Consider the following 15,165-nt stretch of genomic DNA (forward strand, 5'->3'; position numbering starts at 1 on the left):
CTGTTCTGGTGGGTGCCGACCTTGGTCGGCACGATCTGACCCCTGCGGTGCCTCATCGCCACGACGCCACCACCGCATCACCCTGCAACGGCGCATACAACGGCAACGCCAGCTCCTGCTTCACCCAGCCCGGATTGAGCGCACGCAGTCCTGCCAGATACTCGCGCGCCAGCGCCGTATCGCCCTGCCGCATGGCCAGGCGCGCAGCGCGCGCCCAGGTACGGTCCCAGCCATGGGCCAGCGACAACGAGGTCGCCAGTGCTGCACGCGCCCCTGCCACATCGCCTTTCTCCCAGCGCTGCTCGGCGCGGATGATCGCCTCGTTGGACAGGCGCATGTCGTACAGCTCGCGCAGCCTTGCGACCGCGCGTGGGTCAGCGTCCACGCGCAGGTCGGTGTCCTGCCAGTCGCCGCCGGGCGTGCGTACCAGCAGCGCCGCCGACCATTGTCCACTGCGCTGCCCGCCTGCTGCCTGGCCAGCTTCCAGCGCCGCCAGCAAGCGCGCCGCCAACTCACCCTGAGATGCAGCGAAGACGCGTTGCATCGATGCCAGCACCTCTGGCCCGGCCAGACCATTGCCCTGCACGCTCAGCATGCCCTCGCCCTGCGCACCGGCCCAATCCGCCTGCTGCGCGGTGGCGCCGGTGTACTGCGCATTGCCGCCGCGCGCGCTGACCAGCCCCACCTGGCGCTCGGCAAGCGTGGTGCCATCGAAGTTGCCGTCTTCATCGAGCAGCTGCTTCAGCACCTGGGCAGGCGTGCGGCCTTTGGTCATCAACTCCAGACCCTTCGACCCATAGGTCGGGTTGGTCTCGAACTGGCTGGCGACCGCACCCACCTTCGCCTGCGCCCACGGCACACCCACGCCGCCGACCGCCAGGTTGTGCGTGGCTACCGCCACCCCGCAGTCGCCGGCCTCGTTGCAGGCCGCAATGGAGAACGTCGCCCACGCCGGCGCAGCGAAGGCAGCGAGCAGCAGGACCAGGCAGGAACGCAGCAGGAACATGGCCAACTCCGTGGGCAGGCATTGCAATGGGATGCAGCCTACGCACGAAAGGTTTAGTAGACCCACGCCATGCGTGGATGGAACCCCATCGAAATCGAGCATTTCGAACATCGAAGAGCATCCACGCATGGCGTGGATCAAGCGTGTCGACCAAGGTCGACACCCACCAACAGCAGCGTGCCGACCAACGGTCAGCACCCACCAACAGCAGCCGGAAACTGTCGAAGGCGGGGTGGGTCCGGTTGCGGGGGTGTCCGCGGGATGGATGCCGCGGCCAAGCCCCCAGGGACGGGTTCACGGCGTCCCCGCAATCCGACACGACACCGCCCCGCCATTCCACGGAATGCCAGCTGTTGCTTTTGAGGTTGCCGGCCAGCGGCCGGCACTACCGCAGGTGCAGGGCGCAGCCCTGCCGAACCACCCCTACCGCCCCGGCAACTGCGCGAACGCGCGCTGCATGCAGTCCTCACGCGGACACACCCGGCAACCCGGGCCGATCGACACCGAATTGCCCGGGCTCTGCACATCCAGCCCCAGTGAATACACCAGCCGCTCGGCATGCTGCAGATCGCAGCCCAGCGCCACCGCGAACGTCTTCCGCGGTTGGCCATGGCCCACCGGGCCACTGCTGACCTGCCGCGCCAGCCAGAAGTGGCGCCGCCCATCGGGCATGCGCGCGGTCTGTGTCAGGATCCGCCCCGGCTGGTTGAACGCCTCGTAGACGATCCACAGCGGGCACGACCCACCCACCTGCGAGAAGTGGAAATCGGTGGCCGAATGGCGCTTGGACACATTGCCGGCGCGATCCACGCGGATGAAGAAGAACGGCAGCCCGGGCGCACTGCGCCGCGCCAGCGTGCTCAGCCGGTGGCAGACCGCTTCGAAGCCGACGCCGAACTGATGCGCCAGCAGTTCGATGTCGTAGCTGCTGGCTTCGGCCGCACGCAGGAAGCGCATGTACGGCATCACCAGCGCGCCGGCGAAATAGTTGGAAAGACCGATCCGCGCCTGCGCGATGCGTGCCTCATCGGTGAACCCGGCGCGCGCCACCACCGCGTCGATCTGCGGCAGGTAGTCGTGAAGGGCCAGCTCGGCCGCCATCTGGAACGCCTGCTGGCCGGGCTCCAGGTAATCGGGCAGCCACAGCCGCCGCGCACCGGCATCGTATTGCCGCTTTTCGCGCCCGGCCTGCAGTGCGGCCACCTCCACCAGCACGCCATGGCGGTCGGCCAGCAGCTGGCGCAGTCGCGGTGCCACGTGCCCGGGCGACAGCCCCCATTCGGCGAACAGCTGCTCGGCCAGCTCGTCCAGCTCGGGAATGTGGTTGTGCATGCGATTGAAGAATTCGCGGACCTGGTCGCCGGCCGGCAGGGTGCTGCCTGCGCCGGGCTCGCCCAGCTGGAACTCCAGCGCGGCGGCATGCTCGCGCAGCGCCAGGTGGCGGCGGTGCAGGTCCAGCAGCGCGCGGCTGACCTGCGGCAGGTTGCCGGCCAGCGCGCGCAGTTCGGTGGCGCTGACCTCGGACAGGCCCAGGTCACGCAGGGTTTCACCCAGTGCTTCCTGCAGCGCGGCGGGCTCATCCTCGTCGAACAGTGCGGAAACGTCGCCCAATACCTCGCCCAGCTTCTTCTGCACCGCTGGCGTGAGTGGGCGCTTGTTGCGCTCGATCTGGTTCAGGTAGCTGGCCGACAGCCCCAGCGCCCGTGCCAGATCCGCCTGGCTGTAGCCGCGCTGCTCGCGCAGCCGCAGCAGGCGCAGGCCAAGTTGTCGCTGGGGGGCTGAATAATTCACAGAATTAACATGAATCGTCTGGCGTGTTCGCCAGATTAAGCGGATTCAGCCCGGAAATCGAGGTGGACGCTGTGAATAATGCCAAGCATCTTTCGCACCCTGTGGGATTGTCGTCATGACTGTTGCAGCGCCCCGTATCCGCATGCTGATCGATGGCCAGTTCGTTGAATCGGCCACCTCCCACTGGCAGGACGTGATCAATCCGGCCACCCAGGACGTGCTGGCCAAGGTGCCGTTCGCCACCACCGGCGAAGTGGACGCCGCCGTCGCCGCCGCCAAGGAAGCCTTCAAGACCTGGCGCAAGACCCCGATCGGCACCCGTGCGCGCATCTTCCTAAAGTACCAGCAGCTGATCCGCGAAAACATGAGCGAGCTGGCCCACATCCTTACCGCCGAACAGGGCAAGACCCTGCCGGACGCCGAAGGCGATGTGTTCCGCGGCCTGGAAGTGGTCGAGCACGCCGCCGCCATCGGCAACCTGCAGCTGGGCGAGCTGGCCAACAACGTGGCCAATGGCGTGGACACCTACACGATCATGCAGCCGCTGGGCGTGTGCGCCGGCATCACCCCGTTCAACTTCCCGGCGATGATCCCGCTGTGGATGTTCCCGATGGCGATTGCAACGGGCAACACCTTCATCCTCAAGCCGTCCGAGCAGGACCCGATGGTCACCATGCGCCTGGTCGAGCTTGCGCTGGAAGCCGGCATTCCGAAGGGCGTGCTGAACGTCGTCCACGGCGGCGAGGAAGTGGTCAACGCGATCTGCGACCACCCGGACATCAAGGCCGTGTCGTTCGTCGGTTCCACCCGCGTCGGCACCCACGTCTACAACCGTGCCTCGCTGGCCGGCAAGCGCGTGCAGTGCATGATGGGCGCCAAGAACCACGCCGTGGTGCTGCCGGACGCCAACAAGGAACAGACCCTCAACGCGATGGTCGGCGCCGCCTTCGGTGCCGCGGGCCAGCGTTGCATGGCCGCCTCCACCCTGGTGCTGGTCGGTGAAGCACGCAACTGGGTGCAGGACCTGGTCACCAAGGCCAAGACCCTGAAGGTCAGCGGCGGCACCGTGGCCGGCACCGACGTCGGTCCGGTCATTTCCTGCAGCGCCCGCGAGCGCGTGGAAGGCCTGATCGCCTCGGGCGTGGAGCAGGGCGCCAAGCTGGTGCTCGACGGCCGCAAGCCGCAGGTCGATGGTTTCGAGAAGGGCAACTTCGTCGGCCCGACCATCTTTGCCGGTGTCACCACCGACATGCGCATCTACCAGGAAGAAATCTTCGGGCCGGTGCTGGTCATCCTCGAAGCGGAGACGCTGGAAGAGGCCATCGCGATGGTCAACAGCAACCCGAACGGCAACGGCACCGCACTGTTCACCCAGTCCGGCGCGGCCGCGCGCAAGTTCCAGGAAGACATCGACGTCGGCCAGGTCGGCATCAACGTGCCGATCCCGGTGCCGGTGCCGCTGTTCTCGTTCACCGGTTCGCGCGCCTCCAAGCTGGGCGACCTGGGCCCGTACGGCAAGCAGGTGGTGCTGTTCTACACCCAGACCAAGACGGTCACCGCGCGCTGGTTCGATGACGAGACGCTCAGCCATGGCGTCAACACCACGATCAGCCTGAAGTAACGGCAGGAGCAGCCATGAGCCACTCGATGACGACGGAACTGGAAGAAGTGCAGCAGGCGTACCGCGAGGCGGCGCGCGACTTCGCACAGGCCGAACTGGCGCCGCACGCCGCGCGATGGGATGCGGAGGGCATCTTTCCGCGCGAGGCGATCGCCAAGGCCGGTGAACTGGGCTTCTGCGGTCTGTACATGGACCCGGAAGTGGGCGGCAGCGGCCTGAGCCGACTGGACGCCGCCGTCGTCATCGAGGAGCTCGCCAGCGTCGATCCGTCGACCGCGGCGTACATCAGCATCCACAACATGGCCTCGTGGATGGTGTCCAAGTGGGGCCAGCCGGCACTGCGCGATGCGTGGGGCCAGGATCTGGCCGCCGGCCTCAAGCTGGCCTCGTACTGCCTGACCGAACCCGGTGCCGGTTCCGACGCGGCCTCGCTGAAGACCACCGCCGTGCGCGATGGCGACTTCTATGTGCTGAACGGCTCGAAGGCCTTCATTTCCGGCGCCGGTGCCACCGAGCTGCTGGTGGTGATGGCGCGTACCGGTGGTGCCGGTGCCGGCGGTGTCAGCGCCATTGCGGTGCCGGCCGACCTGCCGGGCATCAGCTTCGGCCGCAAGGAAGAGAAGATGGGCTGGAACAGCCAGCCCACCCGTGGCATCACCTTCGAAAACGTCCGCGTACCGGTCAGCCACCTTCTGGGAGAGGAAGGCGGCGGCTTCAAGCTGGCGATGAAGGGGCTCGATGGCGGTCGCATCAACATCGCCGCCTGCTCGCTGGGCGCCGCGCAGGGTGCGCTGGACGCTGCACGCCGCTACATGGGCGAGCGCCGCCAGTTCGGCAAGGCACTGGCCGAGTTCCAGGCCCTGCAGTTCAAGCTGGCCGACATGGTCACCCAGCTGGTGGCCGCCCGGCAGATGGTGCACACCGCTGCGCGCAAGCTCGATGCCGGTGCCAGCGACGCCAACGTGTGGTGCGCGATGGCCAAGCGCTTCGCCACCGATGCCGGTTTCAACGTCTGCAACGAAGCACTGCAGATCCACGGTGGCTACGGCTACATCCGCGAATACCCGATCGAGCGCCTGCTGCGTGACTGCCGCGTGCACCAGATCCTGGAAGGCACCAACGAGATCATGCGGGTGATCGTTGCCCGTCACCTGCTCAACACCGAAGAGGAACTGCGATGAAGGATTGGCGTACCCAGGAGCACGTGGGCCTGAAGGTCGAGGCCGATGGCCACACCGCGGTCATCACCCTGCACAACCCGCCGGCGCATACCTGGACCGTGCACAGCCTGTCGGCACTGCGCGACCTGGTGGGCGCGCTCAACGCAGACCGCGAGATCTACGCGCTGGTGATTACCGGCGATGGCGAGAAGTTCTTCTCCGCCGGTGCCGACCTCAACCAGTTCGCCTCGGGCGACAAGGCCGCCGCACGCGAAGCCGCACGCCGTTTCGGCGAAGCCTTCGAGGCGCTGTCCGGTTTCCGTGGTGTGTCGATTGCCGCGATCAACGGCTACGCCATGGGCGGTGGCCTGGAATGCGCGCTGGCCTGTGACCTGCGCATCATCGAAGACCATGCCCAGGTCGCGCTGCCAGAGGCCACCGTCGGCCTGCTGCCGTGCGCCGGTGGCACCCAGAACCTGCCGCGCCTGGTTGGCGAGGGCTGGGCCAAGCGCATGATCCTGCTGGGCGAGCGCATCAACGCCGAGACCGCGCTGCGCATTGGCCTGGCCGAAGAAAAGGTCGGCAAGGGCGAAGCCAAGGCGCTGGCGCTGGAATGGGCGAAGAAGGCCGGCAAGCAGAGCCCGACCAGCATCGCCGCCTGCAAGACCCTGGTGCAGGCCACCCGCACCGGCACTCACGCTTCGGCGCTGGTGGCCGAACGCGAAGCCTTCGTCGACCTGTTCGACACCGCCGACCAGGTCGAGGGCGTGACCGCCTTCCTGGAAAAGCGCGCTGCGCAGTGGAAGAACGCATGAGCACCGACACCGCTGCCGACGACGCACCGGTGCTGTTCGAAGAGCGCGCAGCCGGCAATGGCACGCGCATCGGCATCGCCACGCTCAACGCGCCGCGCACGCTCAACGGCTTCTCGCTGCCGATGGCGCACCTGCTGCTGAAGCAGTTGAATGCCTGGGCCGACGACGACGGCATCGCCATGGTGGTGCTGCAGGGCGCCGGTGAAAAGGCGTTCTGCGCCGGCGGCGACCTGCACAGCCTGTACAAGAGCATGGCCGCCTTCCGCGAGGCCGGCCGCAGCGACATCCGCGAGAACGACTACGCGGCCGAGTTCTTCGACGTCGAATACCGCGTCGATTACCTCATCCACACCTATGCCAAGCCGATCCTGTGCTGGGGCCATGGCATCGTGATGGGCGGTGGCATCGGCCTGATGTCCGGTGCCAGCCACCGCGTGGTCAGCGAGCGCTCCAAGCTGGCCTTCCCGGAAATCACCGTCGGCCTGTTCCCCGATGTGGGTGGCAGCTGGCTGCTGCCACGCGTACCGGGCAAGGGCGGGCTGTTCCTGGCCCTGACCGGCGCACTGCTCAATCCAGGCGATGCCATCTATGCCGGCCTGGCCGATGTGCACGTGGCCGAAGAACGCCGCAGCGCGGTGTTCGACGCGCTGCTGCAGGTCGCGTGGTCCAGCAACGCCGCACACAACCACGAACGCCTCAGCCATCTGCTGCAGTCGCATGCCAGCGATGCTGCCACGGGTCCGTTGCTGGCCAATGCGGCGCAGGTTGATGCGTTGTGCGAAGACGATGACCTGCAGGCCATCATTGCGCGCATTGCCGGTCTGCAGACCGACGATGCCTGGCTGCAGGCAGCACAGAAGACCCTCGCCGCCGGTGCACCCGGTTCGGCACGGCTGTCGTACGAACTGCAGCGCCGCAGTGCCGGCCAGGACCTGGCCGCGATCTACCGCCTGGAGTACATCGTCGCCCTGCATTGCGCCGCCCACGGTGATTTCGCCGAAGGCATCCGCGCGCTGCTGATCGACAAGGACCGCAATCCGCAGTGGAACCCGGCCACCCTGGCCGAGGCCACCGGCGCGTGGGCCGACACCTTCTTCGCTTCCCCCTGGGCCGATGCCGCGCATCCGCTGGCCGACCTGGGCACTCCCCTTGTTGAAAGGAGCCTTGCATGAGCCGCATTGCATTCATCGGGTTGGGCAACATGGGTGGCCCGATGGCCGCCAATCTGGTCAAGAACGGCCATACCGTGCGCGTGTTCGATCTGGTCCCGGCCGCGGTGCAGGCCGCCGTCGATGCCGGTGCCAGCGCGGCCGCATCGGCGCGCGAAACCCTGGCCGATGCCGAGGTGGTGATCTCGATGCTGCCGGCCAGCCGCCACGTCGAAGGCGTGTACCTGGGCGATGACGGCATTCTTGCCGCGATTCCGGCCGGCGCACTGGTCATCGACTGCAGCACGATCGCGCCGGCCAGCGCCCGCAAGGTCTCTGAAGCCGCTGCCGCACGTGGCCTGCAGATGATCGACGCGCCGGTATCCGGCGGTACCGCCGGTGCCCAGGCCGGCACCCTGACCTTCATCGTCGGTGGCGAGGAGGATGCGCTGGAGCGCGCCCGCCCGGTGCTGCAGGCGATGGGCAAGAACATCTTCCATGTCGGCGCCAGCGGTGCCGGCCAGGTCGCCAAGCTGTGCAACAACATGGCGCTGGGCGTGATCATGGCGGTCACCGGCGAAGCCATCGCCCTCGGCGTGGCGCACGGGCTGGACCCGAAGGTGCTGTCGCAGATGATGGCCGTCAGCACCGGCCGCAGCTGGGCCACTGAAGTGTGCAACCCGTGGCCGGGCGTGCTGGAAAACGCCCCGGCGTCGCGCGGCTACAGCGGCGGCTTCGGCAGCGATCTGATGCTGAAGGACATGGGCCTGGCGGTGGAAGCGGCGATGAGTGTCGGCGCTTCGATTCCGTTGGGCGAAGTGGCCCGCAACCTGTACTCGATGAACCACCAGGCCGGCCGCGGCAAGCTGGATTTCTCCAGCGTCGTGCAGCTCATCACGAGCGAGAAGTGACCTGGTAGCGCCGGCCGCTGGCCGGCAACCTCATGCCCCCGTGCGGGACAACGAAGGTGGGATGGGCGGATGTTCGGTTTCGACCGGCATCCGCCCATTTTTTTTGGGGTCGGAGCCCTTTCGCAACGCGAAAGGGCTCTGACCCCCGAGTACTCTGCGATGGGGTCAGAGCCCTTTGCCGGTGGCAAAGGGATCCGACCCCGGCCGCATCAGGCAACGATCAGCGTCACGTCGATGTTGCCGCGCGTGGCATTCGAGTACGGGCACACGATGTGCGCCTTCTGCACCAGCTCTTCCAGCTGCTCGCGCGGCACGCCCGGAGCGCTGATGGTCAGCTCGGCTTCGATGCCGAAACCGGTCGGGATCTGGCCGATGCCGACCTTGCCGGTCACGGTGGTGTCGGCCGGCAGCGCGACCTTGGCCTGGCCGGCCACGAACTTCAGCGCGCCCAGGAAGCAGGCCGAGTAGCCGGCCGCGAACAGCTGTTCCGGGTTGGTGCCCGGGCCGCCGGCGCCGCCCAGCTCGCGCGGGGTCGACAGCTGGATGTCCAGCACGTTGTCGGAGGATACGGAACGGCCTTCACGGCCGCCGGTGGAGGTGGCCTGGGCGGTGTACAGAACCTTTTCGATGGACATCGGGATGCTCCTGGTCGGTGGGTGGGTGTTGCGTTGGAGCCTACTTTGCCCGGTTTCCGCGTACGTTGGGTTGCAATGCGTACGAAAAACTTGATCGATCGTCCTGCTGGCCTAGATCGTCCACTCGCGGTCGGTGGTGAACATGATGGTCAGCCAGCGGTCCGGCGAGGCTTCGCCCAGCGCATCGCCGATCTCGTCGCGCAGCTGATCCCATTCCACCAAGGGCCGCGGCGGGTCGTTTTCCGGCACCACGAAGAACAGCTCGATCTGCTCGCCACGCCCCACCTGGGCCACGTAGCTGCGGTGCTCGACGAAACCGTGCTTGGCCACGATCCCGCGTGCCACTGCATCCACATGGGCCTGCAGTTCCGGCGGGGTGACCAGCAGGATGCCGGCCAGCGCCCGGCGCACGGTGCCGAGCGGAGCGATCGTCACCAGCACGCAGACAAAGGCGAGGATGGCCGGGTCGATGTACGGCCCGACCCAGGCCCACGAGGTGCCCTGTACCAGCACGCCGCCGAGGAAGGCCAGCAGGTAGCAGGCCGACATGCTGGCGGCGATCACCCAGTTCTTCGCGTCCAGCGCGATGAACTCCGAACCGATGCGACGGTTGGCGCGCAGGATGAACCAGGCCAGCGCGGCTTCGCCCACGATCGACAGCCCGGCGAAGGCGATGGCTGGGCCGAGCGCGATATGGCGGCCCCCGGACATCAACGCGTCCACCGCATTGACCAGTGCATACAGCGCCGCACCGATCATCAGTGTGCCGCTCACCCCCAGCACGATCGGCTCCAGGTGCCAGAAGCCCATGGTGAAGCGCTGGTTGAGCCGCGATTGCAGCGCATCGGTCTGTGTGGACAGCGCGATCAGGCGCGCCACCAGCAGCGACAGCCAGGTCATCACCACATCGATCAGGCCGTAGATGCCGTCGAAGATGATCAGCGAAGAATTGGCCAGCAGGCCGAACACCACCGCCGCCGCGGCCAGCAGCAGAGAGGCGGCGATCGACAGGCGCAGCACGCCCTGTTCGGTAGTGGGGTCGAAGAACTTCGGGCGGTTGGCGGCCATGGTTCAATTGTAGAGCGGAGCCAGGCTCCGCTGCCTTCGCCGGCCAACCGCGCTACCCCCGTGGGGTCGCTTCCCGTAGACTGCGCCCCTCCCATGTACCGACGCCCGCCTGCAGTGATCACGCCACCCTGACCCTTGCCGCACATCGGCAGCCGGCCTGCCCGGCTCAGGAACCCGTGTCTTTCCACTGCAGCGCCATGCGGCCACGCCCGCCTGCGCGCGGAGCTTTCCCATGCAAACGTCCTACCCCCTGCGCCAGCAATGGCTCGGCAACATCCGTGGCGACCTGCTGTCCGGCATCGTCGTCGCCCTGGCCCTGATTCCCGAGGCCATCGCCTTCTCGCTCATCGCCGGTGTCGACCCCAAGGTCGGCCTGTACGCCGCGTTCTCGATTGCCGTCATCACTGCCATCGCTGGCGGCCGCCCCGGCATGATCTCCGCCGCCACCGGCGCGATGGCGCTGGTGATGGTCGATCTGGTCAAGGACCACGGCCTGCAGTACCTGTTCGCTGCCAGCATCCTGGCCGGGTTGCTGCAGGTACTGGCCGGCGTGTTCAAGCTCGGCGCGTTGATGCGTTTCGTCTCGCGCTCGGTCATCACCGGCTTCGTCAACGCGCTGGCGATCCTGATCTTCCTGGCACAGATGCCCGAGCTGATCGGCCGCGGCCCTGCGGTCTACGTGTTGTGCGCCGCCGCGCTGGCGATCATCTACCTGTTGCCACGCCTCACCCGCGCCGTGCCATCACCGCTGGTGGCCATCGTCGTGCTTACCGCCGTGGTGATCGGCTTTGGTGTAGACGTGCGCAGCGTCGGCGACATGGGCCAGTTGCCTGACAGCCTGCCGCATTTCCTCATCCCCGATGTGCCGCTCACCTGGGAAACGCTGCGCATCCTGCTGCCGGTGTCGGCCACGCTGGCCGTGGTCGGTCTGCTCGAATCGATGATGACCCTGCAGATCGTCGAGGACATCACCGAGACGCCCAGCGAGCGCAACCGCGAATGCGTCGGCCAGGGCGTGGCGAACACGGTCACCGGCTTCCTCGGTGGCATGGCCGGTTGCGCGATGATCGGCCAGTCGGTGATCAACGTGACCTCCGGTGGCCGCGGCCGCTTGTCCTGCCTGGTGGCTGGCGTGTTCCTGCTGGTGCTGGTGGTGTACGGCAGCGATCTGGTACGGCAGATCCCGATGGCGGCGCTGGTGGCGGTGATGATCATGGTCAGCATCGGCACCTTCAGCTGGCGCTCGCTGCGCGACCTGCGCACGCATCCGCGCAGTTCCTCCGCCGTGATGCTGCTGACGGTGGTGGTCACCGTGGCTACCCACGATCTGGCCAAGGGCGTGCTCAGCGGTGTGCTGCTGTCGGCCCTGTTCTTCGCGCGCAAGGTTGGCCGCATGCTGGACGTGCAGCGCGACGATGCCGGTGACACCCAGGTCTACCGCGTGCGTGGGCAGGTGTTCTTTGCCTCGGCAGGGCAGCTGGGTGCGGCGTTCGATTACCAGCACGTGGCGCCGAAGGTGCAGATTGATCTGCGCGATGCCCACCTGTGGGACCTGACTGCCGTGGCCGCGCTGGAGCGGACGCAGGAAAAGCTGGCCGCGCACGGTGCGGAGGTGACGGTGGTGGGGCTCAATGCGGCCAGCCAGACGTTGATCGAGCAGGTGGGCGGCGCGCGCGGGGGGCATTGAGTCCGCAGCGCGCCCCAGGTAGCGCCGGGCCATGCCCGGCGAGCGCAGTGGCTGCGATCAGGCGGTGCCAGCGGGTTGCTTGTCGGCTTGCACGATGAGATGCACCCCGAGCGCTGACAGTACCCGCTGCACGGTGTCGAAGCGTGGGTGTGCTCCGGGGCGCAGCGCCTTGTACAGGCTCTCGCGTCCAAGACCGGAGACCTCGGCAACGCCGCCCATGCCACGGGCACGTGCCACTGTTCCGAGTGCCTCTTGGAAGTGGCCCGCATCACCTGCTGCCAAGGCCTCGTTCAGATAGGTGGCGATTGCGACGTCATCATCCAGATAGTCGGCGGGATCGAAGGGAATCGTCTTCAGCTTGCTCATGGGGAGAGTCCTGGGAACGGCATGGAATCGAATGGTGGCTACAGCAACTCCGCGAGCCTGACCGCTTTCTCGATATCGCGACGCTGGCTCGACTTGTCGCCACCGTGCAGGAGCACGACGATGGATCTCCCGCGGCGTGTGAAATACACGCGATATCCCGGTCCATGGTTGATACGCAGTTCGCTCACGCCATGACCCACCGATCGAACATCTCCCTCGAGACCGCGGGCGACGCGCTGCAGGCGTTCCACGATCACGGCCCGGGTCCCGCTGTTATTGAGCCCGCGCAGCCAGCGCGTGAACGTCTCTGTTGCCTGGAGGGTTGCCATCCATGAATCGTATCCATAAGGATACATCGTTCAATTGGTATCTGCGTCAATGCGTGGCGTACTGCGCTGAACCCGCTGGTCGTATCCATGGAGAACGCGAATCCCAAGCTCCCCGAGGGCAGGAAGCGTCCGCCTCCGCCCCCCAGCCCGCCGCGGCCGCCAGCGGGAGCCGGGCCCAACCGGCGCTCGCCGCGCGGCTGACCGGGCGCATTCAGCCGCGCGGTGTAAACTATTGATCTCACTGGCAATGCCAGTCTCCACGATCAATGCCCCGATGACGTCCGCCACCGCCCGTTACGCCGATTCCCTGCGCCTGTCCGTTGCCCCCATGATGGACTGGACGGACCGCCATTGCCGCGTGTTCCATCGGGTGCTGGCGCCGGGCGCACGCCTGTACACGGAAATGGTGCATGCCAACGCGGTCATCCACGGCGATCGCGAACGCCTGCTCGGCTTCGACCGCAGCGAACAGCCGCTGGCGCTGCAGCTGGGCGGCAGCGATCCGGCCTTGCTGGCGCAGGCCGCGCGCATTGCCGCGGAGTGGGGCTATGACGAGGTCAACCTCAACTGCGGCTGCCCGTCCGACCGCGTGCAGGCCGGGCGTTTTGGCGCCTGCCTGATGCGTGAGCCGGCGCTGGTGGCCGAATGCGTCGCGGCCATGGTCGACGCGGTTGATATCCCGGTGACGGTGAAGTGCCGCCTGGGCGTGGACGAGGACAACGACTACGACGTGTTTGCCAGCTTCGTCGACCGCCAGGTTGCCGCCGGTGCGGCGATGGTGGTGGTGCATGCGCGCAACGCGTGGCTGAAGGGCCTGTCGCCGAAGGAGAACCGCGAGGTTCCGCCGCTGAAGTACGACTGGGCCTACCGTCTGAAGCAGGAGCGCCCGGCACTGCCGGTGGTGCTCAACGGTGGCCTGGCCAGCATCGAGGCGGTACAGGCGCAGGCCGCGCACGTCGATGGCGTGATGCTGGGCCGCGCGGCCTACCACGACCCCTACCTGCTGCATCAGCTGGAGGCGCTGCATACCGGCGCCCCGCTGCAGGCCCGTGGTGACCTGCTGCGCGCGCTGCGCCCCTACGTGGAAGCGCGGCTGGGCGAAGGCCTGGCACTGAAGCACATTACCCGCCACCTGCTCGGCCTGTTCCACGGCCAGCCCGGTGGCCGCGCATTCCGCCAGGTGCTGAGCGAGGGCGCACACCGCCCGGGCGCCGACTGGAGCCTGGTCGAACAGGCCTTGGCCGTCACCGAGCGCGACGCTGATCGCGCCGCAGCGTGACCGCAGTCACACTCCCGACTTGACAAGGGACGGCGATTCGTCCCGAATGTTCACTTAGCTGAACGACGCAGGCGAAGGGCCGGAAAAGTTCAGACCGGATTCACTGCCCCAAACCAAGAATTTGCAAAGGATTTGTAAAACGCCGGGTCCCGAACCCGGCACCCGGATTTACGACTTTTGAACGAATCGCCGAGCTCGGCTAGGATCGCATCGATGTCTTCCGCTCCCTTCCATTGCCGCATTGCCCTGGCCACCTGCGTGGTGCTGTCGGCTGTGCCGCTGTCTTCGGCGCTGGCACAACAGCCGCCGCGTGGCGAGCAGGCGAGGGCGGAGATGATGGAGCGGGGCGAGCGTGGCAATCGTGGCGACGAGCGATCGCTGTCCGATGCCGTGCGCCGCGTGCAGCGCACCACCGGCGGTCACATCCTCGGCGCCGAGCGTGTGCCGTTTGATGGTCGTGACATCAACCGGGTGAAGTACATGGACGACCGGGGCCGGGTCCGCTACATGGACGACCCTGCCCCGTCGCGTTCACAGCCGCGCACGCCGCGGTCGGATATGTCATCACTACGCGGCGATAACCCCTGAACAGGGATAGTCGTCGTTATCAACCCGTACCCCACAGGCCTCCGGGCCACACCCAGGACACTAGGGAGAGTTCATGCGTATCCTTCTGGTCGAAGACGAAGCCCCGCTGCGTGAGACCCTGGCAGCCCGGCTCAAGCGCGAAGGCTTTGCCGTCGATGCTGCGCAGGACGGCGAGGAAGGCCTCTACATGGGGCGCGAAGTCCCGTTCGATGTCGGCATCATCGACCTCGGCCTGCCCAAGATGTCGGGCATGGAGCTGATCAAGGCCCTGCGTGACGAAGGCAAGAAGTTCCCGGTGCTGATCCTGACCGCGCGTTCGAGCTGGCAGGACAAGGTCGAGGGCCTGAAGCAGGGCGCCGACGACTACCTGGTCAAGCCGTTCCACGTCGAAGAACTGCTGGCCCGCGTCAACGCGCTGCTGCGCCGCGCCGCTGGCTGGAGCAAGCCGACGCTGGAATGCGGCCCGGTTGCGCTGGATCTCGCCGCCCAGACCGTCAGCGTCGCCGGCAGCAATGTCGACCTGACCAGCTACGAGTACAAGGTGCTGGAGTACCTGATGATGCATGCCGGTGAACTGGTCTCCAAGGCCGACCTCACCGAGCACATCTACCAGCAGGACTTCGACCGCGACTCGAACGTGCTGGAGGTCTTCATCGGCCGCCTGCGCAAGAAGCTGGACCCGGATGGCGAGCTGAAGCCGATCGAGACCGTGCGCGGCCGCGGCTACCGTTTCGCGATCCCGCGCAACGAGGGCTGAGCCG

General features: G+C 67.0%; 15 protein-coding genes. 9 read left to right on the forward strand and 6 right to left on the reverse strand.

What is annotated here, in order from left to right:
* Positions 1 to 52: 52 nt before the first annotated feature.
* Both D5301_RS20750 and D5301_RS20755 read right to left on the reverse strand, forming a co-directional pair.
* Complete coding sequence (locus D5301_RS20750; protein ID WP_153856743.1) at positions 53 to 1,006, reverse strand: DUF1028 domain-containing protein; 954 nt, start codon at positions 1,004 to 1,006, stop codon at positions 53 to 55.
* A 423-nt stretch (positions 1,007 to 1,429) separates the two neighbouring features.
* On the reverse strand, positions 1,430 to 2,797 hold the full coding sequence (locus D5301_RS20755) for a short-chain fatty acyl-CoA regulator family protein (protein ID WP_324187362.1): 1,368 nt from the start codon (positions 2,795 to 2,797) through the stop codon (positions 1,430 to 1,432).
* 115 nt (positions 2,798 to 2,912) lie between these two features.
* Here D5301_RS20755 and D5301_RS20760 point away from each other — a divergent pair, with 115 nt between their 5' ends.
* The 5 genes from D5301_RS20760 to mmsB are packed head-to-tail and all read left to right on the forward strand — an operon-like array spanning position 2,913 to position 8,452.
* Complete coding sequence (locus D5301_RS20760) at positions 2,913 to 4,418, forward strand: CoA-acylating methylmalonate-semialdehyde dehydrogenase (protein WP_049399840.1); 1,506 nt, start codon at positions 2,913 to 2,915, stop codon at positions 4,416 to 4,418.
* A 14-nt stretch (positions 4,419 to 4,432) separates the two neighbouring features.
* Positions 4,433 to 5,599, forward strand: a complete 1,167-nt coding sequence (locus D5301_RS20765; RefSeq protein WP_153856744.1) for an acyl-CoA dehydrogenase family protein — start codon at positions 4,433 to 4,435, stop codon at positions 5,597 to 5,599.
* Positions 5,596 to 6,393, forward strand: coding sequence for an enoyl-CoA hydratase (locus D5301_RS20770; RefSeq protein WP_153856745.1), 798 nt, complete (start codon positions 5,596 to 5,598; stop codon positions 6,391 to 6,393). Before D5301_RS20765 ends, D5301_RS20770 begins: the two co-directional genes overlap by 4 nt.
* Entirely contained in the window at positions 6,390 to 7,565 is a 1,176-nt protein-coding gene (locus tag D5301_RS20775) for an enoyl-CoA hydratase/isomerase family protein (protein ID WP_153856746.1), read from the forward strand. The genes D5301_RS20770 and D5301_RS20775 overlap by 4 nt, the downstream gene beginning before the upstream one ends.
* Positions 7,562 to 8,452, forward strand: a complete 891-nt coding sequence (gene mmsB, locus D5301_RS20780; RefSeq protein ID WP_004136647.1) for a 3-hydroxyisobutyrate dehydrogenase — start codon at positions 7,562 to 7,564, stop codon at positions 8,450 to 8,452. Before D5301_RS20775 ends, mmsB begins: the two co-directional genes overlap by 4 nt.
* Positions 8,453 to 8,661: 209 nt before the next feature.
* Here mmsB and D5301_RS20785 read toward each other — a convergent pair whose 3' ends face one another.
* Positions 8,662 to 9,087 carry an organic hydroperoxide resistance protein gene (locus D5301_RS20785; RefSeq protein ID WP_014035621.1) on the reverse strand — a complete coding sequence of 142 codons (426 nt, stop codon included), beginning with the start codon at positions 9,085 to 9,087 and terminating at the stop codon, positions 8,662 to 8,664.
* Between the two features lie 111 nt (positions 9,088 to 9,198).
* Positions 9,199 to 10,155 carry a cation transporter gene (locus D5301_RS20790; RefSeq protein WP_153856747.1) on the reverse strand — a complete coding sequence of 319 codons (957 nt, stop codon included), beginning with the start codon at positions 10,153 to 10,155 and terminating at the stop codon, positions 9,199 to 9,201.
* Between the two features lie 232 nt (positions 10,156 to 10,387).
* Here D5301_RS20790 and D5301_RS20795 point away from each other — a divergent pair, with 232 nt between their 5' ends.
* A complete protein-coding gene (locus D5301_RS20795) occupies positions 10,388 to 11,842 on the forward strand; it encodes a SulP family inorganic anion transporter (protein ID WP_153856748.1) in 1,455 nt (484 codons plus the stop codon).
* Between the two features lie 57 nt (positions 11,843 to 11,899).
* Here D5301_RS20795 and D5301_RS20800 read toward each other — a convergent pair whose 3' ends face one another.
* Together D5301_RS20800 and D5301_RS20805 are read right to left on the reverse strand one after the other, a co-directional pair.
* Positions 11,900 to 12,208 carry an addiction module antidote protein gene (locus tag D5301_RS20800; RefSeq protein ID WP_153856749.1) on the reverse strand — a complete coding sequence of 103 codons (309 nt, stop codon included), beginning with the start codon at positions 12,206 to 12,208 and terminating at the stop codon, positions 11,900 to 11,902.
* A 38-nt stretch (positions 12,209 to 12,246) separates the two neighbouring features.
* Entirely contained in the window at positions 12,247 to 12,537 is a 291-nt protein-coding gene (locus D5301_RS20805; RefSeq protein WP_153856750.1) for a type II toxin-antitoxin system RelE/ParE family toxin, read from the reverse strand.
* A 247-nt stretch (positions 12,538 to 12,784) separates the two neighbouring features.
* Between D5301_RS20805 and dusA the strand changes: the two genes are divergently transcribed.
* From dusA to D5301_RS20820, 3 genes are all read left to right on the forward strand, one after another.
* Complete coding sequence (dusA, locus tag D5301_RS20810; protein WP_194936658.1) at positions 12,785 to 13,816, forward strand: tRNA dihydrouridine(20/20a) synthase DusA; 1,032 nt, start codon at positions 12,785 to 12,787, stop codon at positions 13,814 to 13,816.
* Positions 13,817 to 14,029: 213 nt separating this feature from the next.
* Positions 14,030 to 14,404 (forward strand): hypothetical protein, encoded by a 375-nt coding sequence (locus D5301_RS20815; protein WP_110710766.1) that lies wholly within the window; start codon positions 14,030 to 14,032, stop codon positions 14,402 to 14,404.
* A 73-nt stretch (positions 14,405 to 14,477) separates the two neighbouring features.
* Positions 14,478 to 15,161 (forward strand): response regulator transcription factor, encoded by a 684-nt coding sequence (locus tag D5301_RS20820; RefSeq protein WP_004136763.1) that lies wholly within the window; start codon positions 14,478 to 14,480, stop codon positions 15,159 to 15,161.
* Positions 15,162 to 15,165 lie beyond the last annotated feature (4 nt).

Origin of the sequence: Stenotrophomonas sp. MH181796 (genome assembly GCF_009659995.1) — a bacterium.
GTDB lineage: Bacteria > Pseudomonadota > Gammaproteobacteria > Xanthomonadales > Xanthomonadaceae > Stenotrophomonas > Stenotrophomonas riyadhensis.

Bases quoted from the DNA above. Each gene is read 5' to 3' on its own strand.
- D5301_RS20805 (WP_153856750.1), bottom strand. From the start codon at position 12,537: ATGGCAACCCTCCAGGCAACAGAGACGTTCACGCGCTGGCTGCGCGGG.
- D5301_RS20795 (WP_153856748.1), top strand. From the start codon at position 10,388: ATGCAAACGTCCTACCCCCTGCGCCAGCAATGGCTCGGCAACATCCGT.
- dusA (WP_194936658.1), top strand. From the start codon at position 12,785: ATGCCAGTCTCCACGATCAATGCCCCGATGACGTCCGCCACCGCCCGT.
- D5301_RS20770 (WP_153856745.1), top strand. From the start codon at position 5,596: ATGAAGGATTGGCGTACCCAGGAGCACGTGGGCCTGAAGGTCGAGGCC.
- D5301_RS20750 (WP_153856743.1), bottom strand. From the start codon at position 1,006: ATGTTCCTGCTGCGTTCCTGCCTGGTCCTGCTGCTCGCTGCCTTCGCT.
- D5301_RS20820 (WP_004136763.1), top strand. From the start codon at position 14,478: ATGCGTATCCTTCTGGTCGAAGACGAAGCCCCGCTGCGTGAGACCCTG.
- D5301_RS20815 (WP_110710766.1), top strand. From the start codon at position 14,030: ATGTCTTCCGCTCCCTTCCATTGCCGCATTGCCCTGGCCACCTGCGTG.
- D5301_RS20765 (WP_153856744.1), top strand. From the start codon at position 4,433: ATGAGCCACTCGATGACGACGGAACTGGAAGAAGTGCAGCAGGCGTAC.
- D5301_RS20800 (WP_153856749.1), bottom strand. From the start codon at position 12,208: ATGAGCAAGCTGAAGACGATTCCCTTCGATCCCGCCGACTATCTGGAT.
- D5301_RS20760 (WP_049399840.1), top strand. From the start codon at position 2,913: ATGACTGTTGCAGCGCCCCGTATCCGCATGCTGATCGATGGCCAGTTC.
- D5301_RS20790 (WP_153856747.1), bottom strand. From the start codon at position 10,155: ATGGCCGCCAACCGCCCGAAGTTCTTCGACCCCACTACCGAACAGGGC.
- D5301_RS20785 (WP_014035621.1), bottom strand. From the start codon at position 9,087: ATGTCCATCGAAAAGGTTCTGTACACCGCCCAGGCCACCTCCACCGGC.
- D5301_RS20775 (WP_153856746.1), top strand. From the start codon at position 6,390: ATGAGCACCGACACCGCTGCCGACGACGCACCGGTGCTGTTCGAAGAG.
- mmsB (WP_004136647.1), top strand. From the start codon at position 7,562: ATGAGCCGCATTGCATTCATCGGGTTGGGCAACATGGGTGGCCCGATG.